At 68.8% G+C, this 25619-nt stretch carries 26 protein-coding genes; 10 read left to right on the forward strand and 16 right to left on the reverse strand.

Annotated features, from left to right (window positions below):
* Positions 1 to 33 precede the first annotated feature (33 nt).
* On the forward strand, positions 34 to 417 hold the full coding sequence (locus ACNF49_RS11290) for a hypothetical protein (RefSeq protein ID WP_482943631.1): 384 nt from the start codon (positions 34 to 36) through the stop codon (positions 415 to 417).
* On the opposite strand, the gene ACNF49_RS11295 is transcribed toward ACNF49_RS11290, so the two are convergent.
* The 3 genes from ACNF49_RS11295 to sodN form a co-directional block, all read right to left on the reverse strand.
* Complete coding sequence (locus ACNF49_RS11295) at positions 414 to 1193, reverse strand: RNA polymerase sigma factor SigF (protein WP_352352343.1); 780 nt, start codon at positions 1191 to 1193, stop codon at positions 414 to 416. The two genes, ACNF49_RS11290 and ACNF49_RS11295, sit on opposite strands and share 4 nt — an antisense overlap.
* Positions 1194 to 1210: 17 nt before the next feature.
* On the reverse strand, positions 1211 to 1636 hold the full coding sequence (locus ACNF49_RS11300) for an ATP-binding protein (RefSeq protein WP_352352342.1): 426 nt from the start codon (positions 1634 to 1636) through the stop codon (positions 1211 to 1213).
* A gap of 126 nt (positions 1637 to 1762) precedes the next feature.
* A complete protein-coding gene (gene sodN / locus ACNF49_RS11305; RefSeq protein ID WP_352331376.1) occupies positions 1763 to 2164 on the reverse strand; it encodes a superoxide dismutase, Ni in 402 nt (133 codons plus the stop codon).
* A gap of 89 nt (positions 2165 to 2253) precedes the next feature.
* Here sodN and ACNF49_RS11310 point away from each other — a divergent pair, with 89 nt between their 5' ends.
* On the forward strand, positions 2254 to 2547 hold the full coding sequence (locus ACNF49_RS11310) for a S24 family peptidase (RefSeq protein WP_352331378.1): 294 nt from the start codon (positions 2254 to 2256) through the stop codon (positions 2545 to 2547).
* Positions 2548 to 2551: 4 nt separating this feature from the next.
* Here the strand turns inward: ACNF49_RS11310 and ACNF49_RS11315 are convergent, their stop codons facing one another.
* The 4 genes from ACNF49_RS11315 to ACNF49_RS11330 are packed head-to-tail and all read right to left on the reverse strand — an operon-like array spanning position 2552 to position 5464.
* Positions 2552 to 2980 (reverse strand): CGNR zinc finger domain-containing protein, encoded by a 429-nt coding sequence (locus ACNF49_RS11315; RefSeq protein WP_482943632.1) that lies wholly within the window; start codon positions 2978 to 2980, stop codon positions 2552 to 2554.
* Positions 2981 to 3035: 55 nt separating this feature from the next.
* Positions 3036 to 3779 carry an amino acid ABC transporter ATP-binding protein gene (locus ACNF49_RS11320; RefSeq protein WP_482943633.1) on the reverse strand — a complete coding sequence of 248 codons (744 nt, stop codon included), beginning with the start codon at positions 3777 to 3779 and terminating at the stop codon, positions 3036 to 3038.
* Positions 3776 to 4603: an amino acid ABC transporter permease gene (locus ACNF49_RS11325; RefSeq protein WP_482943634.1), complete on the reverse strand. Its 828-nt coding sequence runs from the start codon at positions 4601 to 4603 to the stop codon at positions 3776 to 3778. The genes ACNF49_RS11320 and ACNF49_RS11325 overlap by 4 nt, the downstream gene beginning before the upstream one ends.
* A 3-nt stretch (positions 4604 to 4606) precedes the next feature.
* On the reverse strand, positions 4607 to 5464 hold the full coding sequence (locus ACNF49_RS11330; RefSeq protein WP_482943635.1) for an ABC transporter substrate-binding protein: 858 nt from the start codon (positions 5462 to 5464) through the stop codon (positions 4607 to 4609).
* Positions 5465 to 5732: 268 nt separating this feature from the next.
* Between ACNF49_RS11330 and ACNF49_RS11335 the strand changes: the two genes are divergently transcribed.
* On the forward strand, positions 5733 to 6941 hold the full coding sequence (locus ACNF49_RS11335; protein ID WP_357985015.1) for an NAD(P)-dependent malic enzyme: 1209 nt from the start codon (positions 5733 to 5735) through the stop codon (positions 6939 to 6941).
* Between the two features lie 277 nt (positions 6942 to 7218).
* The gene (locus ACNF49_RS11340; protein ID WP_357985012.1) at positions 7219 to 8577 is read left to right on the forward strand and encodes an NsdA family TPR-like regulatory protein; all 1359 of its coding nucleotides are present in this window, start codon (positions 7219 to 7221) and stop codon (positions 8575 to 8577) included.
* 63 nt (positions 8578 to 8640) lie between these two features.
* Here ACNF49_RS11340 and ACNF49_RS11345 read toward each other — a convergent pair whose 3' ends face one another.
* The 5 genes from ACNF49_RS11345 to ACNF49_RS11365 form a co-directional block, all read right to left on the reverse strand.
* Entirely contained in the window at positions 8641 to 10131 is a 1491-nt protein-coding gene (locus ACNF49_RS11345) for a trypsin-like serine peptidase (RefSeq protein WP_357985009.1), read from the reverse strand.
* Between the two features lie 182 nt (positions 10132 to 10313).
* Entirely contained in the window at positions 10314 to 11828 is a 1515-nt protein-coding gene (locus tag ACNF49_RS11350) for a trypsin-like serine peptidase (RefSeq protein ID WP_357985005.1), read from the reverse strand.
* 438 nt (positions 11829 to 12266) lie between these two features.
* Entirely contained in the window at positions 12267 to 13796 is a 1530-nt protein-coding gene (locus tag ACNF49_RS11355; protein WP_357985002.1) for a trypsin-like serine peptidase, read from the reverse strand.
* A 495-nt stretch (positions 13797 to 14291) separates the two neighbouring features.
* Positions 14292 to 15086 (reverse strand): inositol monophosphatase family protein, encoded by a 795-nt coding sequence (locus ACNF49_RS11360; RefSeq protein ID WP_482943636.1) that lies wholly within the window; start codon positions 15084 to 15086, stop codon positions 14292 to 14294.
* Between the two features lie 386 nt (positions 15087 to 15472).
* Positions 15473 to 15688 carry a DUF397 domain-containing protein gene (locus ACNF49_RS11365; RefSeq protein ID WP_357984996.1) on the reverse strand — a complete coding sequence of 72 codons (216 nt, stop codon included), beginning with the start codon at positions 15686 to 15688 and terminating at the stop codon, positions 15473 to 15475.
* Positions 15689 to 15837: 149 nt separating this feature from the next.
* On the opposite strand from ACNF49_RS11365, the gene ACNF49_RS11370 reads away from it, so the two are divergent.
* Together ACNF49_RS11370 and ACNF49_RS11375 are read left to right on the forward strand one after the other, a co-directional pair.
* Positions 15838 to 16089, forward strand: a complete 252-nt coding sequence (locus ACNF49_RS11370) for a GntR family transcriptional regulator (RefSeq protein WP_482943637.1) — start codon at positions 15838 to 15840, stop codon at positions 16087 to 16089.
* Complete coding sequence (locus ACNF49_RS11375) at positions 16076 to 17020, forward strand: 5'-nucleotidase C-terminal domain-containing protein (RefSeq protein WP_482943638.1); 945 nt, start codon at positions 16076 to 16078, stop codon at positions 17018 to 17020. Before ACNF49_RS11370 ends, ACNF49_RS11375 begins: the two co-directional genes overlap by 14 nt.
* Positions 17021 to 17062: 42 nt before the next feature.
* Here the strand turns inward: ACNF49_RS11375 and ACNF49_RS11380 are convergent, their stop codons facing one another.
* From ACNF49_RS11380 to ACNF49_RS11390, 3 genes are all read right to left on the reverse strand, one after another.
* Positions 17063 to 17257 carry a hypothetical protein gene (locus ACNF49_RS11380; protein WP_482943639.1) on the reverse strand — a complete coding sequence of 65 codons (195 nt, stop codon included), beginning with the start codon at positions 17255 to 17257 and terminating at the stop codon, positions 17063 to 17065.
* A 279-nt stretch (positions 17258 to 17536) separates the two neighbouring features.
* Positions 17537 to 18697 (reverse strand): trypsin-like serine peptidase, encoded by a 1161-nt coding sequence (locus tag ACNF49_RS11385; protein WP_482943640.1) that lies wholly within the window; start codon positions 18695 to 18697, stop codon positions 17537 to 17539.
* Between the two features lie 198 nt (positions 18698 to 18895).
* On the reverse strand, positions 18896 to 19993 hold the full coding sequence (locus tag ACNF49_RS11390) for a trypsin-like serine peptidase (protein WP_482943641.1): 1098 nt from the start codon (positions 19991 to 19993) through the stop codon (positions 18896 to 18898).
* A 346-nt stretch (positions 19994 to 20339) separates the two neighbouring features.
* Between ACNF49_RS11390 and ACNF49_RS11395 the strand changes: the two genes are divergently transcribed.
* A complete protein-coding gene (locus ACNF49_RS11395; RefSeq protein ID WP_357984979.1) occupies positions 20340 to 20582 on the forward strand; it encodes an SSI family serine proteinase inhibitor in 243 nt (80 codons plus the stop codon).
* Positions 20583 to 20700: 118 nt separating this feature from the next.
* Here ACNF49_RS11395 and ACNF49_RS11400 read toward each other — a convergent pair whose 3' ends face one another.
* Positions 20701 to 21840, reverse strand: coding sequence for a trypsin-like serine peptidase (locus ACNF49_RS11400; protein WP_482943642.1), 1140 nt, complete (start codon positions 21838 to 21840; stop codon positions 20701 to 20703).
* A 283-nt stretch (positions 21841 to 22123) separates the two neighbouring features.
* On the opposite strand from ACNF49_RS11400, the gene ACNF49_RS11405 reads away from it, so the two are divergent.
* From ACNF49_RS11405 to ACNF49_RS11415, 3 genes are all read left to right on the forward strand, one after another.
* Positions 22124 to 23563, forward strand: coding sequence for a TLP1 C-terminal extension domain-containing protein (locus ACNF49_RS11405; RefSeq protein WP_482943643.1), 1440 nt, complete (start codon positions 22124 to 22126; stop codon positions 23561 to 23563).
* A gap of 195 nt (positions 23564 to 23758) precedes the next feature.
* Positions 23759 to 24571: a hypothetical protein gene (locus tag ACNF49_RS11410; protein ID WP_482943644.1), complete on the forward strand. Its 813-nt coding sequence runs from the start codon at positions 23759 to 23761 to the stop codon at positions 24569 to 24571.
* Positions 24572 to 24661: 90 nt separating this feature from the next.
* A complete protein-coding gene (locus ACNF49_RS11415; RefSeq protein WP_482943645.1) occupies positions 24662 to 25618 on the forward strand; it encodes a zinc-binding dehydrogenase in 957 nt (318 codons plus the stop codon).
* The last annotated feature ends 1 nt before the right edge of the window (position 25619 follow it).

A 25619-nucleotide genomic window follows, 5' to 3' on the forward strand; every position in this document is an offset into this window, starting at 1 on the left:
GGGACCGGACCCGGGGGCGGATAGGGTTTGGCTGTGTCGAAGCGTCCGTGGAGTTTGCTCGTCGCCGCCGTCGTCGTGGCCCTGGAGGGGCTCGTCGCGCTCGGGCTCGGGATCTACGTCGCGGTGGAGACGGTGGTGAGCACACCTGACAGCCTCACCACGGCCATCGCCGAGTCGGCCTTCGGGCTGCTGATCGGGGCCGGGCTGCTCTGGGTCGCCTGGGGCGGCCTGCTGCGGGCGGAGCGGTGGGGGAGGTCGCCGGGCGTGCTGGCACAGATCTTCCTGCTGCCCGTCGGGGTCACGCTCATCCAGTCGGACCAGCCACTGATCGGCGTTCCGCTGATCGTGGTCGCCCTGACCGGGCTGGTGGCGCTGCTCGCGCCCCCCACCACCCATGCTCTCTACGGGGACGGTTAGTCCTCCGCGGTCAGCCCCTCGCGCAACTGGGCGAGGGTACGGGCCAGCAACCGGGACACGTGCATCTGCGAGATGCCCAGCTCGGTCGCGATCTGCGACTGCGTCATGTTCCCGAAGAATCGCAGCAGCAGGATGCGCTTCTCGCGCGGCGGCAGCCGTTCGAGCAGCGGCTTGAGCGACTCGCGGTATTCGACGCCCTCCAGCGACTCGTCCACGATGCCCAGTGAGTCGGACACCGCGGGGGCGTCGTCGTCGCCGGAGTCGGGCGCGTCGAGGGACACCGTGGAGTAGGCGTTGGCCGACTCCAGGCCCTCCAGCACCTCCTCCTCGGTCATCTTGAGGTAGGCGGCGAGCTCGGCGACGGTGGGCGCGCGGCCCTCGCGCTGCGACAGGTCGCTGATCGCCTTCGTCAGCGAGAGCTTCAGCTCCTGCAGGCGGCGCGGCACCCGGACCGCCCAGCCCTTGTCGCGGAAGTGCCGCTTGATCTCGCCGACGATGGTGGGCGTGGCGTAGGTGGAGAACTCCACCCCGCGCTTGAGATCGAACCGGTCGATCGACTTGATCAGGCCGATCGTGGCGACCTGGGTGAGGTCGTCGAGCCACTCGCCGCGGTTGCGGAAGCGCCGGGCCAGGTATTCGACCAGCGGAAGGTGAAGCTCGACCAGCTCATCCCTGATGCGCTGGCGTCGCGGTTCCTCGGGACCCAGCTCGGCCAGCTCGGCGAAGAGCAAGCGGGCGCGAACCCTGTCGGGCACGGCGTGTTCGCTGGTGGCCATGGCTCCAGTCCTTTCCGTCACGCCGGCCTCGCTGCGCCTCGGCGCTTACGCAGGACGATCGCCATGCGGTCGGGGGAGTCGGTCACGGCGTCGACGTCGTCGGCCAGGGCGGTCAGCACCATCCAGGCGAAGTCGTCGCGCTTGGGGGCGGAGCTGCCGACGGTGGCCACCTCGACGCTGACCTTCATCACGTCGCCGGTCAGCTCGAACTCGGCGGTCAGGTCGGTGCCCGGAACCGCCTCGCTCAGCAACATGGCGCACGCCTCGTCGACCGCGATGCGCAGATCTTCGATCTCGTCCAGGGTGAAGTCAAGCCGGGCGGCCAGGCCGGCGGTGGCCGTGCGCAGCACCGACAGGTAAGCACTCGCGGCGGGGAGCCTGATGCTCACCACGTCGCGGATGCCCGCTACACCCTCCGCACGCGTCTCGGTTTCCTCGGTCACGTTCCTCCTCGCGTTTCCGACGCCAACTGCAACTTACCGCCCCCGGGAGGTGCTTGGCGGATTCAGACTCGCCATCAACGGAAAAGGCTCTGTGCGGTCTGGACCGCACAGAGCCTTTTGTGCCGTTTAGGCGGCCTTGGTCTCCCAGAAGATCTTGGAGATCTCGTCGATCTTGGCCAGGAGCTCGTCGGCCTTGCCGCCGTCGACGGTGCCCTTGGCGGCCGCGGCGCCCGCCAGCTTGGTGGCCTCCCAGAAGAGCTGGTGCAGCTGGGGGTACTGCTCCAGGTGCGGCGGCTTGAAGTAGTCGGTCCAGAGCACCCACAGGTGGTGCTTGACCAGCTCGGCCCGCTGCTCCTTGATGATGAGCGCGCGGGTACGGAAGACCGGGTCGTCGCTGGCCTCGTACTTCTCCATGATCGCCTTGACCGACTCGGCCTCGATCCGGGCCTGGGCGGGGTCGTAGACCCCACAGGGCAGGTCGCAGTGGGCGGAAGCGACATGCTTGGGTCGTAGCAGTCGTGCGAGCATCAGAAAGTCCTTCCTTGATGCTGAATCAGCTTGGTCCACAACCGACCTTACTCGGGTCCCAACGCCTGCGGAGTAGGGGGTCTCTGCCCATGAGAGTGCGTGTCGAGGGCGATTCGATGCGTCCCGCGCTGGTCCCCGGCGACTGGCTCCTGGTCCGCCGGGGAGCCGCCGTCCATCCGGGTGACCTCGTCGTGGCCCGGCTGCCCGGCGACCCCGATCAGCTCATCGTGAAACGCGCCCAGTGGCACGGCGAGGGGGGCTGGTGGCTGGAGAGCGACAACCAGCGCGCCGGCGGGCGCCGCGACAGCTGGGACTTCGGGCCGGTCGAGGAGATCGTCGGGCGCGTCGTGCTGCGCTACTGGCCGCTGGTGCGCCGCAGGTGACCTCTCAGCCCTCCTGGGCGCTCCTGCGGCGCCGGTAGGCCGCCACGTTGGCGCGCGTGGCGCAGCGGGGCGAGCAGTAGCGGCGGGAGCGGTTGGAGGAGGTGTCGAGGAAGGCGCGGGCGCAGCGCGGTTCGTGGCAGCGGCCCAGCCGGTCGGCGCCCACCTCGGCGACGACGGCCGCCAGGCCCATCACCGCGCTGGCGGCGGAGTCCTCGGCCAGGTGGAGGTGCCAGCCCTGGCCGTCGTGGTCCGACAGCCGCGGGTGCACCGGATAGCGCACGAGCAGGGCGTTGAGGCGCTCGGCCACCGCGCGCGCGTCGCCCGCGACGTCGAACACGGCGGCCAGCTCGGCGCGCAGGGCGGTCAGCTCCGAGGGAGGGGCGGGATCGTTGATCAGGCGGACCGCCCACTCTGCGTAAGAGGTCAGGTCCATGCGGGAGTATTACACGAGTCGCCGGGCCCCCGGCACCTCCGGGGGCCCGGACGGCTCACTCCTCCGGGTGCAGGACCCGGTGCAGGAACGTGCGGGTGCGCTCGTGCCGCGGGTCGCCGATCACCTGGGCGGGCTCGCCGTCCTCGACGACGACGCCGCCGTCCATGAAGACCACCCGGTCGGCCACCTGGCGGGCGAAGCCCATCTCGTGGGTGACCACGAGCATGGTCATGCCCTCCTCGGCCAGCTTGCGCATGACCGTGAGCACGTCGCCGACCAGCTCCGGGTCGAGCGCCGAGGTGGGCTCGTCGAACAGCATCAGGTCGGGGTTCATGGCCAGCGCCCTGGCGATGGCCACCCGCTGCTGCTGCCCGCCGGAGAGCTGGGTGGGGTAGGAGTCGCACTTGGCGCCGACGCCCACCTTCTCCAGGTTCTCCCGGGCCACGACCTCGGCCTCCCGCCTGCCGCGCTTCAGCACCCGCTGCTGCGCGATCATGACGTTCTGCAGCGCGGTCATGTGCGGGAACAGGTTGAACTGCTGGAAGACCATCCCGATGCGGCGTCGTACGGCGTCGATGTCCACGTCGGGGTCGGTCACCTCCACGCCCTGCACGTAGACCTTGCCCTTGGTGGGCTCCTCCAGCAGGTTCACGCAGCGCAGCAGCGTGGACTTGCCCGAGCCGGACGGCCCGATGACGCACACCACCTGGCCCGGCTCGACCGTCATGTCGATGCCCTTGAGCACTTCGTTCCTGCCGAAGTACTTGTGCAGTCCGCGTAGCTCGATGGCGTGCGTCATTGGCTCCTCCGCTTACGCCCCTCAAGCCGGGACGCGAGGTAGCCCAGCGGGATCGTGACGATCAGGTACGTCACGCCGGCGACCATGATGGGCGTGGCGTTGGCGTACTGGGAGGCCAGGTCGTTGCCGAACTTGGCCAGCTCGACGTACTCGCCGGAGACGCCCAGGAACAGCACCAGCGAGGAGTCCTTGAGCAGGGACACGAACTGGTTGGTGGTCGGCGGGATCACCATGCGGATGGCCTGCGGGATGACCACCGTCACCTGTGCCCGGGTCGCGGACATGCCGAGCGACCTGGCGGCCTCCGTCTGGCCCTTGGGGACCGCCTGCAGGCCCGCCCGGAAGACCTCCGCCTGGTAGGCGGCGCCGACCAGGCCGAGGCCCAGGATGCCCTGTCCGTACGTGCCGAACGGCACCTCGAACCCGGGCAGCGCCAGCGGCAGGAAGGTGATCATCAGGAAGATGAGCAGCGCCGGCAGGCCGCGGAAGATCTCGATGTAGACACCCGCGATCCACCGGTACGGCCGCACCTGCGACAACCGCATGAGCGCGAGCAGCAGCCCGAGCACGAACGCGAAGACGAAACCGCCCACCGTGTAGATGATCGTGTTGCGCAGCGCGACCGTGAACAGGTCGGGCAGCGCCTGCTTGGCCACGTCGACCTTGGCGAAGTTCTGGGCGAGACTGGCCCAGTCGGCGTACAGGACGACAGCGACGAGCGCGGCGGCCAGCACGACGTACTGGACGGCCCGCGTGATCCGCTGTTTCTTCCGAGGGCTGAGCCCGGCCCGGCCGGGCTCAGCGGTCTTCGGCTGGTCAGCCATGGATCAGCCCAGCTCGCCGGGCTTCTTGCCGAACCACTTCACGTAGATCTTCTCGTAGTTGCCGTCCTGCTTGGCCTTGGTGATCTCTTCGTTGATCGTCTTGAGCAGGGTCGGGTCGGCGCCCTTCTTCAGGCCGATGCCGTACTGCTCACCGGTGTCCAGGCTGGCGATCAGCTCGAACTTCTCGGCGATCTCGGGCTTCTTCAGCCAGGTCAGCACCACGGGGAGGTCCTGGACGATCACGTCGGCCTGCCCGGCCTGCAGGGCCAGCAGCTCCTTGGCCGAGTCGGCGTACTCGGTGGGGTTGAAGCCCTGCTTCTTGACGTAGTCGAGGCCGGTCGTGCTGGCCTGCGCGCCCAGCTTGAGGTTCTTGGCCTTGACGTCCTCGAGGGACTTGGCGCCCGAGCCCTTCTTGGCCAGCAGCGCCTGGGTGGCGTCGAAGTAGGGCTCGGAGAAGTCGATGTTCTGCTTGCGCTCGTCGGTGATCGTCATGCCGGCGGCGGCCACGTCGCACTTGCCCGCGGCCATGGCGGCGCCACTCTTGATCACCGCGAAGTCGATGTCCACGATGTTCTGGGTCACGCCGAGCTTCTTCGCGGCGAGGTCGACGATGTCCACGTCGAACCCGACGATCTTGCCGCTGTCGTCCTTGAACTGGAACGGCTCGTACGGGATGTTCGTGCAGACCGTGAGCTTGCCGGGCTGGACGAGCTTCACGCCGCCGGCCGCGGAGGTGCTCGCGCCGGTCGTGCTGCCGGAGGAGCCTCCGGTGTCGCTGCCACAGGCGCTGAGGGCGAGAGCGGCGGTCAGGGCGAGCGCGCCGACAGCGTAGCCACGGCGGCCCTTGGGGCTGAGGGCCATGTACGGCCTCCTCGAAAGAGTTATGCCACGTAACTTGCGTTTTGTGCAGTTTAAAGGGGGTTTAGCTGCGGTCCGTCATCCCGCGTTTAACAATGCGTCAACGGAACGGCGTCGGCTCCGACACCATCGACCATCTCACCATGTGGCACTATGGGGAGACGGGTGACCCCCGTAACCCCTCAGAGACGACCGACGAGGGGGAGCTTGGCAGCTACCGAAGCCAGCCCACTCGCGCTCGTACGCCGAAGGTCTCTTCCGCTCCGCTCCGATGAATACAGGGGTCGCTGTGTCTGCCACGCCCGCTTCTGCTTCCGTCGAACCGCTCGACCTCGATCCGGCCTTCGCGCTCCACCGCGGGGGCAAGCTGGAGGTCCGCTCGACCATTCCCGTCCGCGACGCCGACGACCTGTCGCTCGCCTACACGCCCGGCGTCGCCCGGGTCTGCACCGCCATCGCCGAGACGCCTTCGCTGGTCAACGACTACACCTGGGTCTCCAACGTGGTCGCCGTCGTCACCGACGGCACCGCCGTGCTCGGCCTGGGCGACATCGGGCCGTCGGCCGCCATGCCGGTCATGGAGGGCAAGGCGCTGCTGTTCAAGGAGTTCGGCAACGTCGACGCCGTCCCGATCTGCCTCGACTGCACCGACGTCGACGCGCTCGTCGAGACCGTCGTGCGCCTCGCGCCGTCGTTCGGCGGCGTCAACCTGGAGGACATCAGCGCCCCGCGCTGCTTCGAGGTCGAAGACCGCCTGCGCGACCTGCTCGACATCCCGGTCTTCCACGACGACCAGCACGGCACCGCCATCGTCGCCCTGGCCGCCCTGCGGAACGCCGCCCGCCTGACCGGCCGCGCGCTCGGCGACCTGCGCGCCGTCGTGGCCGGCGCGGGCGCGTCCGGCGTCGCCGTCACCCGCATCCTGCTGAACGCCGGCATCGGCGACATCGCGGTCGCCGACTCCAAGGGCATGATCTACGAGGGCCGCGAAGGGCTCAACCCGGTCAAGGAGGCCCTGGCCCGCGAGACCAACCGGGCCGGCCACACCGGCTCCACCGAGGAGGCCCTGGCCGGCGCCGACGTCTTCCTCGGGCTGTCCGGCTCGACCGTCTCCGAGGCGGCCATCGCGTCCATGGCGCCCGACGCCATCGTCTTCGCGCTGTCCAACCCCACCCCGGAGGTCCATCCCGAGGTGGCCGCCCGGCACGCCAGGGTGGTCGCCACCGGGCGCTCCGACTTCCCCAACCAGATCAACAACGTCCTGGCCTTCCCGGGGGTCTTCCGTGGCGCCCTCGACGTGCGGGCCACGACGATCACCGAGAACATGAAGGTGGCCGCCGCCGAGGCGCTGGCCGCCGTCGTCGGCGACGACCTCTCGGCCACGTACGTCATCCCGAGCCCGTTCGACCGGCGGGTGGCCCCCGCGGTGACCGCCGCCGTGGCCGCCCAGGCCCGCGCCGACGGCGTCGCGCGCGCCTGATCCACCGTCACGAGCGGGGGCCGATCGGCCCCCGCTCGCTTGTTTTCCCGCTTCCGCGCAGGTCAGCAGGCATTGCGGTTTCCCGCCCGAGGCATGGGTAGATGAGCTCCCCGTCCAGGTGAGCCGGATCCAGATCCTGATCCCGAGCAGGGCTGGCGAGGGGACTGCGATGGAGTTCGCGTGACCTTTGGGAACTGCCGAAAAGCCTTTACACAACGTGCTATAAAAATAGCGCTCTGTAAGGATGTGGGCGCCGACTCCTGTGACGAGGAGAGCGATGGAACGCGAGCCTAACCGACTGCTGCAGCAGCTCATCGCGGAGGCGGGTTTCTCCCACAAGGGATTGGCCAGGCGCCTCAACGACCTGGGTGCCGCGCGCGGCACCCCCGGGCTGAAGTACGACCACAGCTCCGTGCTGCGGTGGATCGGGGGCCAGAAGCCACGGGATCCCGTCCCGTGCCTGCTCACAGAGATATTCGCGCTGCGGCTCGGCCGCCCGGTGAGCTCGGAGGATCTGGGCATGCCGACCAACATCACGCCCCTCGACCTCGGGCAGGAGTTCACCCACACGTGGCAGGAGGGGGTCGCGACCGTGACGGCGTTGTGGCGGGCCGACGTGGAGAGACGGAGGTTTCTGATCGACTCCACCTTCGCGATCGGAGCAGGATCCGTCGGAGCCATACGCTGGCTGACGGCGCCTCCCGAAGGGCGTCCCAGCGGCACCGGAGCGCGCCGGGTGGGCAGGGCCGACATCGCCGCGATCCACGAGGTGACCCGGTCCTTCGGCGAGCTCGACAACCGCTTCGGCAGCGGCCGGGTCCGCTCGTCCGTCGTGAAGTACCTCGACACCGCCGTCTCCCCCCTGCTCAAGGACGGCAGCTACGGCGAGTCCACCGGCAAGCAGCTGGCCGCCGCGGCCGCCGAGCTGACCCGCCTGGCCGGCTGGATGGCCTACGACATGGAGCAGCACGGCCTGGCCCAGCGCTACCTCATCCAGGCCCTCCGCCTGGCCAGGGGCGCCGACGACCACACCCTGGGCGGCGAGATCCTGGCCGGCATGGCCCATCAGGCCATCTACATGGGCCAGCCGGCCCACGCCCTCGACCTGGCCAGGGCCGCCCAGCTCGCGGCCCGGCGGGCCGGCGTCCAGACCCTGCTGGCCTCCGCGCAGGTGCTGGAGGCCCACGCGCACGCGGGCCTCGGCGACCCCAGGTCCTGCGGGGCCTCACTGCACCAGGCCGAGCTCGCCTTCGACGCCCGCAGGCCCACCGAGGAGCCGCGCTGGCTCAGCTACTTCGACGAGGCCTACCTGTCGGCCAAGTTCGCCCACTGCTTCCGCGACCTGGGGGAGGGTGAGCGCACGGTGCGGCTGGCGCGGCGCTCCCTCGACATGGACACCCGGTACGTGCGGGGGCGCATGTTCAACCTGTCGCTGCTGGCGGCCGGGTTGCTGGAGTGCGGCGAGCTGGAGGAGGCGTGCCAGGCGGCGGGCAACGCGCTGGCTCTGGCCGGAGAGCTGCAGTCGGCGCGGTCCCGGTCGTACGCGGCCGACCTGCGGCGGCGGCTGGAGCCCTACAAGCACGAGCGGGCCGTCATGGCGTTGCGCGAGCGTACGCGCGAGCTCACGTCCGTGTGACGGCCCCGGGACGGGCGAAGCCCCGGGCCGCCTCTTCGGCGGTCCGGGGCTTCACCGGTGGTCCTACTTGAGCAGTTCGCCGTTCGGGCCGACGATGCTCTTGGTCTCGGCGTAGTTGGCCTTGTTGTAGACGTCGGCCACCTCGCCGTCGAAGTAGGCGGAGCTGACGAAGTCGATCCGGTCGTTGCCGTCCTGGTCGTGGAACATGCTCGTCACGCCGTTGACGTAACCGGTGCGCTTGCCGTTGTCGTACTTCATGAGCCAGGGGCCGCCGTCGGCGCCGGCGGTCATGGAGCACTTGAGCACCTGGTGCTCCTCGACCCTGAAGGTGTTGACCTGGTACGTCTTGGTGCCGGTCTTGCCGGAGCACCACTTGGGGGTCACGCCGGTGTAGGGCTTGTCGCCGTCGGGGTGCCGGGCGGCGGGGTAGCCGAAGACAGTGACCTTCTGGCCGCGCGGCTGGTTCCACGCGAAGCCCTGCCCGCCGACGACGTCCCCGAGCCGGCCCATGTCCTTGGCGACGCCGATGACGTACTCCGGCATGAAGTACTTCCGCGAGGTGCCGGGCTTCACCCACTTCTGCGTGTAGAAGTGGGTGATCGTGAAGTTGCCGAACTTGTCGGTGCCCTTCTTGCCGAGCCCCTTGTAGGCGTCCAGCTGGGTCTTGGTGACCTGCTCGACGACCGGCTCGCCGAACTTGTAGCCGTTCCCCTTGCCGACCTTGGCGGCCTTGTACGCCTCCTCGCCGACCTCGACCTTCTCCAGCACGGCGTTCGGATAGTCAGGCCCGACGACGTCGGCCGGCTTGTCCTCGCCCTCGGACCAGCAGTCGCCGAGGTTCAGCAGGCACTTCTCGAACTCCTTGGCGTCGATCTCGCGGGGCTTGATCCACTTGTCGCCCCCCCACGCCTTGAACTCCTTGGCCTCCACCTGCTTCTCGCCCGCCAGGGTGAAACCGTTGTGCACGGCGACGAAGGCGAAGTCCCCGTCGTAGTCGTCGTAGGTGTCGAGGTCGTACGCGGTGAAGGCGTAGGCGCCGACGTAGACGCCCCAGGGGGACTTGCCCTGGTAGTAGCCGGGCACGAAGACCCACTTGCTGTAGACGTCCTTGCCGGTCTCGTAGACGCAGTGGCCGGCGGTCGCCACCAGGTTCCTGTTCCGCGACTGGATCGAGGTCGCCGAGCACCAGCGGTACTTGCCCGCGCTGTCGACGAAGAAGACCTTGCCGATGGTCTTGGGCAGGTTGACGTTCTTGCTCGCGCTGGGCTTCGGGGCGCCGGTGGGGGCGGTCAGCCCGGGCTTGCCGTCGGGCGCGGCGTTCTCCTCGCCGCGGGCCGCGACCAGCTTGGTGACGTCCTTGGCGTCCCACTGGTACTCCGTCGCCTTGCGCAGCGCGGCGCCGTTGGCGTCGAGCCAGAAGTACGCGGCGCTGTAGGCGTCCGAGGGCTTGGCGGTCAGGTCGTCGGTGACCCAATGAGGGTTGGCGTCGGCGGGGACGGCAAGCGCGGCGGCGCTCAAGCTGGCAGCAGCGAGGGGGATGAGCAGGCGCTTCAAGGGAGGCTCCACACGGGTTGTCAAGAAGGGCGTCAAAACCCTATCGACCCTTAAGTCACTCTGGTAAGGGTTCTTCTCGGTTTGACGCCGGAAAGGCCGAAGGGCCCGGCAGATGCCGAGCCCTTCGGGTAAAGCAGGGGTGAGCGGAGGTTTGGACCCTCAACTCGGTGTCATACCGAAGATCAGCTGTCGGCCTTCGGGATGAGGCTGCCCGACCACACCTTCGCCGCCGAGGAGTAGACCGCGTTGGTCTCACCATCGAAGTACGGCGAGGACATGTAGTCCCAGCGGTCGTTGCCGTCCGTGTCGTACAGAACGCTGGTCACGCCGTTGACGTAGCCCATGCGCTTGGCGTTGCTGTACTTGAGGAGCCACGGGGCGCCGTTGTAGCCGCCGGTGACGGCGCACTTCAGCGAGATGTGCTCTTCGATCTTCAGGCTCGGAACCTTGGTGGCCTTCGCACCGGTCTTGCCGTAGCACCACTTCGGCGTCACGCCGGAGTAGGGCTTCGAACCGTCGGGGTGCTTGGCGAAGGGGTAGCCGAAGGTACGGACGTACTTGCCGGTCGGCTGGTTCCAGGCGAAGCCCTGGCCACCGACGTTGTCGCCCAGGCGGCCGACGTCCTTGATCTCGTGAACGTAGATGAAGAAGTCGGTGCGGAGGAACTTGAACTCAGTGCCCGGCTTGTACCACTGCTGCGTGTAGTAACGCGTGATGGTGTAGTTGCCGGCGGAGTCCACGTTCTTCTCGCCCGGGCCACGGTAGCTGAGGTACTCGTGCTTGGTGACCTGCGAGGTCTCCGGCTCGCCGTACTTGGCGCCGTTGGCCTTGCCAACGGGAGCCCTCCACCAGGTGGACTTGCTGACCTCGACCTTTTCGACAACAGCGCCGGGGAAGTCGGGGCCGACCTTCTCAGCGCGGCTGCCCGGGTCGACCGAGTAGTACTCGGTGGTCTTCGGGTCGAGCTTGCCCTTGACGTACTCTTCCCGGGTCACCTGGGTGACCTTGGGCTCCTTCTCGCCCTTGTAGGCGTCGAACTCGGCCTTGGTGACCTGCTTCGCCTTGTTGAGGACGCCGCCGACACCGTTGTACACGGTGACGAACGCGTAGTCGCGGTCGAAGTCCTCGTAGTTCGAGAAGTCGTAGTGCGTGAAGGCCTGCTTGCCCACGTAGATGCCCCAGGGAGCCTTGCCCTGGTAGTAACCCGGGACGAAGACCCAGCGGGAGACGACCTCGTCGTTGGCGGCGATGTCGTACACGCAGTGACCAGCGGTCGCAACCAGGTTGCGGTACTGGGACTGGATCGAGGTGCCGGAGCACCAGTACAGCTTGCCGTCGCGGCCCTCGAAGAACACCTTGCCGATGGACTTCGGCAGGTTCACGTTCTGGGACTTGACCGTGGTGGTCTTCTCGGCGCCGATCGGCTCAGACTGGCCGGGCTTGCCGTCAGCGACGTACCCACCCTTCTGAACGATCTTCTTGACGTCCTTGTTGTCCCAGTAGTACGCCGTAGCGCCCTTCAGGGCAGCGTTGTCGGACTTGGTCCAGAAGTCCAGGACCTCAGCGGCCTTCTGCTCGCTGGCAGCGAGAGCGGCGGCGTCGACGTCCGGGTCGGCCTGGGCGGCACCGGCGAGGCCGGCAGCCAGCAGACCGGTGGCCAGCAGGGCGCCACCGGCGGGGAGGAGGATGCGCTTCAAGGTAACTCCTTGCGCTGTCGTGGAACGCCTCTTGCGTCCCATGCGTCAGTAAAGGGATAGCCAGGAACATACAGTGTCGATCTTGAAATCCGGTAGCCGCTTTGAGAGGAAAAGATGCGACAAGCCGGGCGTTATCGTTCTGTGATGTTTAGGTCCCTGTTGCGTAGGAGTCGGCAGAAGTCGGGCTTCAGGCTGTTTGCCCTGATCAACATAAAGAAGGTGTGAGCGGTTCCGGCGGGCCAGGCGGTCACCCTTGATCCGGCTCGCTCGGGCAGTGTGACGCAGATCACATTGGGTTGATGGCACCGTTTCGGCGTCGCATGCGTCCAAACGCCTTCACTTTCCGGCCCGGAAAAGGCCGAAGGGCCCGGCGGATGCCGAGCCCTTCGGTTGCTGACGGTCCTGCGATCGGTCAAGACCGGTCGTCGGAAGCCGTCATCAGACGATCTTGCCGGACCAAACGTTGGCGGCGGCCTTGTAGACGACGTTCGTCTCACCGTCGAAGTACGGCGAGGAGATGTAGTCCACGCGGTTGTTGCCGTCCTGGTCGTTGAAGGTGCTGGTGACACCGTTCAGGTAGCCCAGGCGCTTGGCGTTGCTGTACTTGAGGAGCCAAGGACCACCGTCGGCGCCCTCGGTCATGGCGCACTTGAGCGCCACGTGCTCCTCGATCTTCTTGGCGGCCGAACCGACCAGCTTCTTGGTGGTCTTGCCGTAGCACCACTTCGGCGTGATGCCGGTGTAGTTCTTGTGGCCGTCGGGGTGCGGCGCGGCCGGGTAGCCGAACACGCGGACGTCCTTGCCGGTGGGCTGGTTCCACGCGAAGCCCTGGCCACCGACGTTGTCGCCGAGGCGACCGGCGTCCTTGGCGAAGCCTTCGATGATGAAGAAGACGGTCTTGTAGTACTTGGTGTCCGAGCCCGGCTTGTACCACTGCTGCACGAAGAAGTGCGTGATGGTCCAGTTGCCGCGGGCGTCCTTGACGACCTTGGCCGGGTACTTCGCGGCGTCCTTCTTCTGGTTCTCCAGGTAGGTGGAAGCCTGCGAGTCGGTCACGATCTCGGTGACGGGCTCACCGAACTTGAAACCGTTGCCCTTGCCGACCCGAGCGGCCCGGTAGGTGCTCTCGCTGACCTCGACCTTGCCGGCCTCGGCGCCGGGGAAGTCGGGGCCGGTCGCCTCAGGGGCGGTGCCCCGCTTGACCCAGTAAGCCTCGGTGGAGGTGGGGTCGAGCTTGCCCTTGCGGAACTCCTCGCGGCTGATCTCGACGTCCTTGGCGTCCTTGACACCCTGGTACTTGTCGAAGTCGGCCTTGGAGACCTGCTTGGAGGTGCCGGCGCCGAGCTGGACGCCGTTGTACACGGTCACGAACGCGTAGTCGCGGTCGAAGTCCTCGTACACGTCGAAGTCGTAGTGGGTGAAGGCCTGCTTGCCCACGTAGATGCCCCAGGGGGACTTGCCCTGGTAGTAACCGGGGACGAAGACCCACTTGGACATGACATCGGCGTTGGCGCCGGTGTCGTAGACGCAGTGACCGGCCGTGGCGACCAGGTTGCGGTACTTCGACTGGAGCGAGGTGGCGGAGCACCACTTCTTCTCGCCCTTGCCGTTGACGAAGAACACCTTGCCGATGGTCTTCGGCATGTTGACGTTCTGCGTCTTGGCGGTGGTCTTCTTCTCCTCACCAATCGGGGCAGTGGTGCCCGGCTTGGTGTCGGCGCTGTAGCCGCCCTTGCTCTGCAGCTTGGCGACGTCCGCCTTGTCCCAGACGTTGGACTCGGTGGCGGCCCGGAGGGCGGCACCGTTGCTCTCGGCCCAGAACTGGGCGATGGCCTTGGCGTTGGCCGCGCTCGCCGCCATCGCGTCGGTGGAGATGTCGCTGTCGGCCGAGGCCGTACCGGCGAGGCCGGCGGCCAGGAGGCCGGTAGCCAGGATGGCGCCACCGGCGGGGATGAGGATGCGCTTCAAGGGAACTGCTCCTTGGTCTGTCGTGGGTCGCAACATGCGTCCCATGCGTCAGTAAAGGGATAGCAAGGAACATAGCCAGTGATCTCCGCAGGTGAAAGCCGTTCTGAGGGGATCGGTAAGGGCCCGTTTCGCCGTTACCGTGCTGTTATCTGTCAGAGGCTTTGGCGTGATGTTACCGGAAAGAGATGTTTTCGCTGGCCCTGTAGGGAATCTGTACTCCGGGACGAAAGTTCCGTTAGGGATCTGTCGCTCTCCGTGACCGGATGAATGTGACTCAGATCACAGGAACCAGATTGGGGCCCCATCCGTCTAAATCGGCCCGTCGTTCACAGGTGATCTTCAGGTTCGCGTCAGGATCCCTCAGGTTTCGACAATCTGCCCGATTTCGTAGGGGATCCGGGCCCAACAGGGTCTGCGTGCGATGTGGCTAGTTGGGGTGTTTGTCGCTTTTGGGCATGGCGAAGCGAGGGCCGGCGGCAGGCGCGACCCTGAGCGTCAGGGGAGAAGGATGGTGCGCACCGTCCGCCAGGAGGCCGCGTCGGCTGCGTTGAGCAGGCCCGGCTTGGGGACGGACGGGCTGTACGGGGTGGCGTCGAGATGGCGGGCGGTGCCGCCGGCCTCCGTCAGCAGCAGGACGCCCGGCGCGTGGTCCCAGGGCAGCGTCCGGTGGAACAGCAGGAAGTCCTGGTCGCCGTTCAGGAGGCGGGGATAGTCCACCCCGGCGCACTTCGTCCCCGGGGTGAGGGCGGCGAAGCGGGGAGCGGCGGCCGTCACGTGGGCCTTGGCATCGTCGTCCAGGAAGCGGGTGAGGGCGGCGCCGCGGAGCCGGGCGGGGTCGGCGGGAGGTGCGGAGCGGTGGACGGGGATGCCGTTCCGCCAGGCTCCGGAGCCGAGCTCGGCGACGTAGACGTCGTCCTCGGCTGGTCGCACGATCCAGGACGCGACCGTCTGGCCCGCCCGGACCAGGGCGGCCATCACCGCGTACTCGGGGCGTCCCGCGACGAAGTTGGCCGTGCCGTCCAGCGGGTCGACGAGCCAGGCGGTGGGGGCGTCGTGCAGGGCGGAGAGGAGCGCGGGGTCGGCGGAGGCCGCCTCCTCGCCGACGACGGGGACGTCCAGGAGGTCGCGCAGGCGGCGGCTGATCAGCTCCTCGGCCTCGCGGTCGGCCACGGTGACCACTTCGCCCGGTGTCTTCTCCGAGACGTCGCCGGCGGCGAGGGCGCGGAACCGGGGGAGGATCGCGATCTCGGCGGTCTCACGAAGGATCTCGGTCACCGCGTCGATCAGCATGGCTCTCATGCTAGACATCGGGCGCTATGGGGCTGAAGGGTGCCTTCGTCCATGAGGGCGGTTGATCGGGCATGGATGGGAGACGTGCCGGTTCGGGCAGCAGATCACGCCGATCGTGAGGAACCGGCCGCTCTGGAGCCATTCTCCCCACTGCACGTCGACGCATCGAGGGAGCACGTCGCCCGTACGCATCGGGGGAAGCGGCGAGGTGGCGAAACCGGGCGAGCCGGGGCGGCGTTCGGCCTCTCTCCCGCGCTCGGCGCCGTTGCCGGTCCACAGGTAGGCGTGCCAGTGCATGGTGCTTCCCCGTGGTCGGCGGGGCCGCCCCTGCTCGTTTCGGTCCTTGGGGCCGGGTTTCGGGCAGGGGTCGGCTGTCCCTGTCTCGGCTAGATCGTGGCGATTCCGGCGGCGCGCAGCTCGGTGCCGGTGAAGCGGAGCGTTCCGGCGTCGGGGTTCTTCGAGTCGCGGAGTGCGTAGGCGTCGTCGATGCCGGGGATCTGGGCGATCAGGACGCAGGTCTCCATGTGCTCGCCCTGTGGGCCGCCGCCGCGAAGCTGGGTGAAGGGCACGTCATCGAGGCTGCCGCCGTAGAGGTCTGTCATGAGTGCTTCCTTTCGTCTCGTCAGCGGCCCGCGGGGGGATCGCCTGGAAGATACAAGCACTAGACATGATAGGACCTCTCCATACCTTGAATGAGGTAGTCATTTGTCCTCGTAGGTTCTGCGTCCCTTAGTGTTTTTCTATGGCCTTGGTGGACAAAAGCGACCGCATCGACCATGTCGGGCCGAACCTGGTGTGGCGGCAACTGGCCGAGGACGTCGAGAACGACATCGCCTCCGGCCTGCTGGCTCCCGGCGCCAAGATGCCCGCCGAGCTGGAGCTGGCGAGCCAGTACGGCGTCTCCCGGGTGACGGTGCGGCGTGCGGTCAGGGATCTGGCGGAGCGCGGCCTGCTGGTCGTCGTCCATGGGCGGGGGACGTTCGTGTCGCGTGGTTCCGCGTGAGGGCTGGCGCGCCCTCATGCTGGGCGTGCTCGCGACGGGCGCGCAGGCCGCCTCGGACGCCACCGCGAACGTCGGCAGCCTGACCATCGCCTTCGAACGCACCACGGCGTCGAAGTGCCCGGTCAGCTTCGACGTCCACGGGTACTTCCAGGGGCTGCCGGCGGGCGAGCATACGATCCAGTACCGCCTCGTCGGCGCCGGGGAGTGGAAGACGCTCGTCGTGCCCGCCAAGCGTCTGATCGTCCACCGGGCGTTGCTGGAGACCGTCACGTGGGAGTCGGCGCCGGACTCACGTGACTACTCGGTCCAGATCGAGATCAACCAGCCCGACGGCCTGCGGTCCAACGTCCTCTACTACTTCAAGTGCAACACCCCGCCGTCCGGGGAGACGTTCGGCGAGGCCGCCGAGCCCGTCACCCGTACGGCCGCCGGCGGCCCGATGGCCGAGCTGGCGGCCGACGCGCAGCTGGAGTCGGTGCGGGCGCGCTCCGGCGCGCAGGTCGCGCTGGTCAACCGGTACGACGTCAAGGCGGACCTGCCGACCGGCCCGATCGGGTTCGAGCAACTGTGGAACGTGCATCCCGCGGGGCTGGCCATCGACGTCCAGACCATGACCGGCGGCCAGCTCAAGGCTCTGCTGGCCACTGCCAATCCGGCCGGCTGGGTGCTGACCCCGTCCGCCGGGCTGCGCTACACCCTCGGCGGCGGGAAGGTCATGTCGATGACGCTCGACGGGGTGCCGGTGAGCGCCACGCAGCAGATCAAGGTCGCGGGCGCCTGGAGCCTCATCGCGGGCTTCGACGGGTGGCCGCGCTGGGAGGGGACGACCACGTACACCGGCGGGCCGGACGACACCGGGGCGCTGGCGAGCTACCTGGCCGCTCATTCGCCGGTGGCGGCGCCGGCGGGCGACCGCGTCACCGTCCGCTAGTCAGCGGGCCGGCCCTGCGTCCGTGACGGGCGCCTCCCGTGGTCACCAGCTGCGGACGCGGGGGCGGCGGCGCATCCGTTCCAGCATCGCCTCGTTGAAGGCCGCGGACACGGATGCGAACTCACCGTTCTCCACCGCTCGGTCGACGTACGCCTTGACGTGGGGGTCGAGGGTGATCGTGACCTCCGGGGCCGTCGGGGCGGGAGCGGTCGCGGGCTCGTCCTGGTCCTCGGTCATACCGACATCTTGCGCCACAAGGGCTGGCGAATCACGCCCCGAAACGCTGCAGATTCGGGAGGCCGTACAAGGGCCGTCGTGGCCGGCTGGGCGTCGTCGGTGGGAGGCCCATGGTGCCGGAGGCGAGGGGGTGCGCCGGCAGGCGCCTGATCAGAAGGAGCCTGAGCTCTTGTGGGCGCGGAGCGCCTTCCCCGGCGAAGTCGATCGACGGGGGCGGGGACAGGTGAGGGCCCCGGCGGCAAGGAGCAACGCCGGGGCCCTCTCTCCCCTGGTGAGGGCTTACTTGTAGAGCTCTCCGTTAGGCCCCACGATCTTCCCGGACGGGAAGTTGGTGGCCGCCTTGTACACGGCCGCCGTCTCGCCGTCGAAGTACGGCGAGGTGATGTAGTCGATGCGGTCGTTGCCGTCCTGGTCCGCGAAGGTGCTGGTGACACCGTTCACGTAGCCGAGGCGCTTGGCGTTGCTGTAGTTCAGCAGCCACGGTCCGCCGTCGTAGCCGGGGGTCACGGCGCACTTCAGGCCGACGTGCTCCTCGATCTTGAGCCAGGACGCGCCCACGGCCTTGGCCGTCGTCTTGCCGTAGCAGTGCTTCGGCGTGACACCGCTGTACGGCTTGCTGCCGTCGGGGTGCGGGGCCGCCGGGTAGCCGAAGGTGCGGACGAACTTGCCCGTCGGCTGGTTCCAGGCGAAGCCCTGGCCGCCCACGGCGTCGCCGAGCCGGCCGGCGTCCTTGGACAGCAGGATGTAGTAGTGGCCGCCCCAGGCGCGCTTCGGGCCGCTGAAGCGCTCGTAGTCCTTGCGGTCCACCTGCTTCACACCGTCGAACTGGATGCCGTTGTAGACGGTGACGAACGCGTAGTCGCGGTCGTAGTCCTCGTAGTTGTCGAAGTCGTAGTGGGTGAAGGCCTGCTTGCCCACGTAGATGCCCCAGGGGGCCTTGCCCTGGTAGTAGCCCGGGACGAACACCCAGTTGGACAGCGTGTCGCGGTTGCTGTCCGTGTCGTACGCGCAGTGGCCGGCGGTGGCGACCAGGTTGCGGTTGCCCGACTGGATGGAGGTGGCCGAGCACCAGCGGAACTTGCCGGAGCCGTCGACGAAGAAGACCTTGCCGATGCTCTTGGGCAGGTTCACGTTCTGGGACGCGCCGGCCTTCTGGGCGCCGGTCGGCGCGGTCATGCCGGGACGGCCGTCCGGGTCGTAGCCGCCCTTGGAGACGACCTTCCGCACTTCCTTGGAGTCCCAGGTGTACTGCGTGGCCTGGCGGAGGGCGGCGCCGTTGGAGGCGATCCAGAAGGAGGCGATCGAGGCGGCCTGGGAGTTGTTGCCGGCCATCGGGTCGTGGGAGACATCGCCGTCGGCCTGGGCGGTGGCGGAGAGCCCGGCGGCCAGAAGGCCGGTCGCCACGACCGCGCCGCCGACGGGGAGGAGGATTCGCTTCAAGGTAACTCCAGGTTGCGCTGACAGGAGGCGCCTCTTGCACCCCGAAATTCAGCAAACGGACGACCCGGAACCTATAACGCTGACAGGGCGATTGGAAATTTTCGGTAGATCGTGTCAGCGCTCCCAAGCGGCCCCGTTACCGTACCGAGATCAATGGATCAGCTGATCACGTCGCGTGATCACCTGGTTGCATGTGACTTACGTCACATTTCCCGGTGTGGTGAGCGCGGCGGCGCGTCGGTAGACCTCCGCGGTGGTCGTGTCGAAGTACGGCGACGACACCGCGTCGTAGGCGCCCTTGGCGTCCCTGTTCCAGGTCAGGCTGTTGACGCCGTTCAGGTTGCCGAGCCCGCGGGCCGCGTCGTAGTCGACCAGCCAGGGACCGCCGCTGGCGCCGGGGCTGAAGGCGCACGGCTGGAGCCGGACGCCCTTCTGCAGGTCGAGCGCGGGAGCCACGGTCCAGTACGTGACGCTGCCCTGGCACGTCCGCAGCGTCTTGCCGTCGAACGGACGCGTGCCGTCGGGCTGCACGCCGGCCGGGAAGCCGAACGCGGTCATGGTGGCGGCCGCCGGCTTCCTGTTGATCTCCAGGCCCTGGCCGCCCACGTTGTCCTGGAGCCGGCCGACGTCCTTCATCGTGTACGTGCCGTCCTTGGCCTGCTCCCAGACGAACCCGCGGTGGACGGTCACGAACGCGTAGTCGAAGTCGTAGTCGCCCTTGCCGGACCAGTCCTCGTGCATGCTGAGCGCGGCGCCCACGTAGATCCCGTCGGGCGTCTCGCCGTTGGGTCCGGGGTTGGGGACGAAGATCCAGTATTCGGCGGCCTTGGCCTGGCGGGAGTCGTACGCGCAGTGGCCGGCCGTGGCCACGACGCTGCGGTTCCGGGCGGCGACCGCACTGGCCGAGCACCAGTACTGCTTGGCGCCGAACTTGAAGAAGACCTTGCCCATGGTCTTGCCGGCGCCGCCCCGCCTGGGCGGCGCCGGCGCCAGGCCCTGCGTCGCGGACGTCCGCCGCACCGTCGTCACGGGCGAGGCGGGCCCGGAGGCGGCGCCCGCCGAGGACGTCGGGGCGGCCTGCGCGCCCGGCGTGGCGGGGCTGTAGCTGTCGGCCTGCTTGAGCTGGTCGGGACGCCAGTAGTCGGCGACCTTCTTCATGTCGGCGGCGGTCTTGGCCAGCGTGACGCCGAAGACTCTGCTCGTGGGCGCGGCGTTCGCGATCCCCGTGAAGGCAGGCAGCAACAGCAGCGCGCCGCCCAGGGCGGCCGCCGCCAGTTGCCTGGCCCGGGAGATCATGAAATGCCTTTCTTAGGGTCGTAAGGGTGGATTTTTCCAGATCAACTGCCTGTATTGCAGCCCGGATAGAGATTCGTTACCTGATCAAGAGTGCACCGTGTGCGATAAGGACACCATCAGCCGATCCCTCCCGATACGCGTAAATGATCACGCGTGTCGGTCGTTGCCCCAGGTCAGAGGGCTGATAGAGGCTGCGCCTATGCACCGAATTCTCTGCGTCGCCGCGCTTTCCTGCGCCGCATTCGCCGCCGCTCCAGTGGCGAACGCCACGACCGGACCGCCCGATGTCCGGACGTCGCACAAGGACCAAAGGCTTTTCCGGATCAGCGTCGGAGATCGGCAGGGCGTGCTGGAGTGCACCCCTGGCCGGGTCGCGCCGGGGCAGGTCGCGGCCTGTGCCGCTCTCGAACAGGTGGGCGGGAACCCGGCCCGTCTGAGCGGCCGGACGGGGGTCTCCTGCACGGCCGACTACCAACCGGTGGACGTACGGGCGGAGGGCGTCTGGGACGGCGACCGCTACCGCTACTCGCAGACCTTCCCCAACGCCTGCGCCCTCGCCGTCGCCACGGGCCCGGTCTTCCGCGTCTGAGGCGCGGGTCTGAGGCGCGGGTCCGAAGCGCGCGTCTGAAACGCCGAGGGCGGCGTACGGACCGGGAAGGCCCCGGATCCCGCCGAGGAGGATCCGGGGCCTCGACTGCCGGGCCGGATCATGGCATGTTGCCGGTCCAGCGGTTGGCGGCGGCCTTGTAGACGTCGTAGGTGTCGGTGTTGAAGTACGGCGACGAGATGTGGTCGTAGCGGTCGTTGCCGTCGGTGTCCCACGCGACGCTGTTCACGCCCACCAGGTAGCCGGTGCGGGAGGAGTTCCGGTAGTCGTAGATGAACGGGCCGCCGCCGGCGCCGGCGGTGAAGGAGCACCTGAAGCCGATCTGCTCCTGCAGGTCGTACTTCTTGGCCTCGGGCATCGGAGCCGTCCTGCCGTAGCACCACTTCATGGTGCGGCCGGTGTACGGCCTGTCGCCGTCGGGGTGCCCGCCGGCCGGGTAGCCGAAGGAGAACACGTTCAGCTTCGTGCTGCGGTTCCAGGTGAAGCCCTGGCCGCCGACGTTGTCACCGAGGCGGCCGACGTTCCTGACCGTCCAGCGCCACCGGTTGCCGGTCTTCTCCCAGCTCACCTTGATGCCGTTGTAGACGTTGACGAACGCGTAGTCGAAGTCGTAGTCCTCCTTCACCACGAAGTCGTCGTGCGCGTTGAACGTCCTGGCGGCGTAGATGCCGTACGGCGCCTTGCCCTCCCACGCGTTGTCGCCGTCCCAGTACGACGGGATGAAGATCCAGTTGTCGTAGAAGGTGTTCTTCTGGGTGTCGTAGACACAGTGGGCGGAGGTCGCCACCAGATTGCGGTACTTGCCTTGTACGGAGCTGGCCGAGCAGTACCGCCAGTTCTTCGGGTTGCGCGGGTCGGTCCGGGGCAGCGTGAAGAACACCCGGCCGACCGTGTTGGGCAGGTTGACCTGCCTGCTCTTGCCGGCCTTGGCCTTCTCCCCGCCGATCGGCGGGACCGATCCGGGCGGGCCGTCGGGGGTCTGGTTTCCGCCCGTGACGCCCCTGACGCCCCTGACGCCCCTGGACGACACGTCGAGCGCGCCGTCGTGGTCGGTGGCGAGCTTGATGCGATCGGGCGTCCAGAACTGCACGGCCTGCTCGGCGGGGGTCGCCGCGTTCCTGGACACGACGTCGGGGGCCGAGGCCGCCTCCGCCGCGGCGCCGGTGGTCGTGCCGGCGGCCAGAGCGGCGGACACCAGCACGGCGAGGGTGATCGTGATGCGCCTTGCTCGGGAATGCATGGAACTCCTCTCGGTTCTCGGCGGCCCAGAGCGGGGTGCTGCGCCCCGGTGGGCCAGGAAAACGTTGAGCACGCTAATGAATGGCGCAACCCGTCAGCCAGAAAGCGACGTGAAAAGGTCGGACCTGGTTCCGATTCGTTATGGAAATAGCGAAATCGCATGTATTCCAGAAAGGCATCTTCGCAGGTCAAGGTCATGATGATGATTCTGCTGCAACAGTGGTAACCCTGATTATCAAACGCCACTACTTATCAACCGAATGTTGTTCTGGTTAGATGTCCGTATGGATCCACGCACCCCCTGTCTCATCGGCATCGCACAACGCACCGTTCGCGAGCAGCCCGGCCCGGAACCGCTCGATCTGTGGGAATCGGTCGCCCGCGAGGCGGCCGATGACGCCCGGCTGCCCGCCGGACGGCTCGACTCGATCCAGATCGTCCACACCGACTCCTGGCAGTACGACTCGCCGACCGGGCGGCTGGCCGAGCGCCTGGGCGCCACGCCGCGCCACACCGCCTACTCCAAGGTCAGCGGTACGGCTCCGCAGCTCCTCATCGGCGCGGCCGCGGCCGGCATCGCGGCGGGCGACCTGGACTGCGCGCTGATCACCGGGGCCGAGGCGCTGGCCACCCGGCGGGCCTACCGGCGGGCGGGCGAGCACGTGCCGTGGAGCCACGCCGCCGATCCCAAGCCGCCCTACGGCTGGGAACGGCCCCCGCACCCGGCCGAGCTGGCACACGACCTGTTCCTGCCCGTGCACACGTACGCGATCATGGAGACCGCGCGGCGGGCGGCGGCCGGGATGACGGTCGAGGAGGAGATGCTCGACCGGGGCCGGATGATGGCGCCGATGACGGAGGTGGCCGCGGCCAACCCGCACGCGTGGCGGCGGGCCGTGCGCACGCCCGAGGAGCTGGTGAAGGGCAACCGGTTCGTCGGCTGGCCGTACAGCAGGAACACCGTGGCGGTCATGGAGGTCGACCAGGCGGCGGCCGTCGTCCTGGCCTGCGCGGAGCTGGCCGACCGGCTGGGAGTGCCGGACGAGCGGCGGGTCTACCTGCGCGGCTGGGCGTACGCCGAGGACACGTGGGAGGTGGCGGCGCGGCCCGCGCTCGGCTCGTCGCAGGCGATCGGGGCCGCCGCCGAGGCCGCCTTCCGCCGCGCCGGGCTCGGCCTGGCCGACATGGACGCCCTCGACCTGTACAGCTGCTTCGCCGTCGCGCTGCGGCAGGCGTGCGACGCGATCGGGCTCGACCCGTACGACCGGCGCGGCCTGACGGTCACCGGCGGCCTGCCGTACGCCGGCGGCCCGGCCAGCGACTACGTGCTGCACTCGACGGCCACGATGGCCGGGCTGCTGCGCACGCAGTCGGGCCACGGGCTGGTGACCGGCGTGGGGATGCACCTGACGAAGCACACGTACGCGGTGTGGTCCAGCGAGCCGGGCGGGCCGCCGGGGGACGCCGTCCCGGTGTTCACGGCGGCCGGGGTGCCCGTCGTGGGCTCGTACGCCGGGCCCGCCACCGTGGCCGGCTACACGGTCGCGCACGGCCCGGACGGCGAGCCGGACAAGGGCATCCTCGTCGTCGACCTGCCGGCCGGCGGGCGGGCGCACGCGCACGTGCTGGAGCCGGAGCTGCTGGCCGACGCCATGTCCCGGGAGCTCGTGGGGCAGCGGGTCGGCCTGGTGGCGGGCGACGGGCCCAACGTGGCCACCTGGTGATCCCGGCGAGGTTGTGAAGTTGTGACCTCGCACGGGGACTTCGCCGGGTTCGAGGGCTTGCGCGGGTGGATGTCGCTCAACTGAACTGGGAGTGAAGGGCGCAACCCGCACTAACCCGGCGAGGCACGTCGTGTCCGACCAGTTCGACGTCATCGAGGCAGGGGGCGCGGCCGCCGCCGGTGGATCGGGCTCGCGGTGGTGCTGGCTCTGCTGGTGATCCCGGCCGTCAGCCTGCTGCTCAGCCGCGACCCACGGCAGGAGCCGCCCTCGCCGTCCGCCACCACGCCCATCCGCTCCCTCACCAGGATCGAGAACGGCCCCAACGCCCTGCGGATCCCGGCCAGGACCAAGGGCCGCGACGAGATCATCGACGTCGTCTTCCCCGACGGGCTGAAGGCCGAGGTGCGCTACCCGGCCGACCTCGACCTCAACGAGCTGGGGGTGCGGCCGTTCCAGGGGGCGTGGATCGACGGGCGGTTCCGGCAGTTCGGCGTGCCGTACAACGGGGTCGCCGAGGTGACCGGCGGCGGCCGGCCGATCAGGAGCTACGGCCCCGGCGTCACCCTGTGGCCGCCCCAGCCCGGCGGAGGCAGTGGGCAGGTGCTGCTGTTCGCGTTCGGACGCTGGCGGGTGGCGATGCAGGACAGGGGCGACGGACTGACCTTCGACCAGCGCACGGCCCTGGCGCGGGAGCTGCACGGGAAGGTGACCCGGGAGGGGTACCTGGTGTTGTCGGGCGAAGGATCGGTGCGGCTGGCCCGTCCGGGTGCCATGACCCAGGAGGGCCCGGCCGGGCCGCAGCTGTGGTTCGGCGGGGGAGTGCGGGAGATGGTCGTGCTGGCGCCCACGCCCGACTGCGTCAGGAAGGCCCGGCTGCCGAAGGTGATCGAGGGGCGCGGGCGTCCGGGCGAGTGGACGTGCCGGGGGGACGTGGAGGTCGCCGTCGCCGGCTCCGAGGAGTTCAGACGCCGCGCCCTCGCCGGGATCCGGGTGACGGTCAAGGACTGAGGCCCGGCCGGACGCCGCGAGGCGAGGCGGCGGCTCGGTCGGGCGGGGCGGTGTCGGGGGTGGTGGCGGGTCGGTTAGTAGGGTGCGGCCATGTTCGCCGTAACCGCCACACAGACCGATCCCGACAATCCGCTCGCCGGGCTGACGCTCGGTGAGCACCCCGACCCGAAGGCGCCCGACGGCTGGACGACCGTCTCGGTACGCGCCGCCGCCCTCAACCACCACGACCTGTGGACGCTCAAGGGCGTGGGCATCAGGCAGGACCGGCTGCCGATCGTGCTCGGCTGCGACGCCTCCGGCGTGGACGAGGACGGCAACGACGTCATCGTGCACGCCGTCATCGGCACGGGCGCGGACGAGACGCTCGACCCCAGGCGCTCGCTGCTGTCGGAGGTGCACGACGGGACGTTCGCCGAGCGGGTGGCCGTGCCGCGGCGCAACCTCGTGCCCAAGCCGGCCGCGCTCAGCTTCGAGGAGGCCGCCTGCCTGCCCACGGCCTGGCTGACCGCGTACCGCATGCTGTTCGACAAGGCCGGGCTCGAACCCGGTTCGACCGTGCTGGTGCAGGGCGCCGGCGGCGGCGTCGCCACCGCGCTGATCGCGCTCGGCCGCGCCGGCGGTTTCCGGGTCTGGGCGACCAGCCGGTCGGAGGGCAAGCGCGAGCGGGCCCGCGAACTCGGCGCCGACCAGGTCTTCGAGACGGGCGCGCGGCTGCCCGAGCGGGTGGACGCGGTCATGGAGACCGTCGGCCAGGCCACCTGGGACCATTCGCTCAAGTCGCTCAGGCCGGGCGGCCGCATCGTGGTCTCCGGGGCCACCAGCGGCGCGGTCCCGCCCGCCGACCTCAACCGCGTCTTCTTCCTGCAGCTCTCCGTGGTCGGCACCACCATGGGCACCCGCGACCAGCTCCAGCGGCTCGCGGTGTTCCTGGAGCAGACGGGCGTGCGGCCGATGATCGACCGGACGCTGCCGATGACCGAGGCCAGGGACGGCTTCGCGGCCATGGCCGAGGGGGAGATCTTCGGAAAAATCGTCTTTACCAGCTGAA

It is taken from the genome of Actinomadura sp. ATCC 39365 (assembly GCF_054392275.1).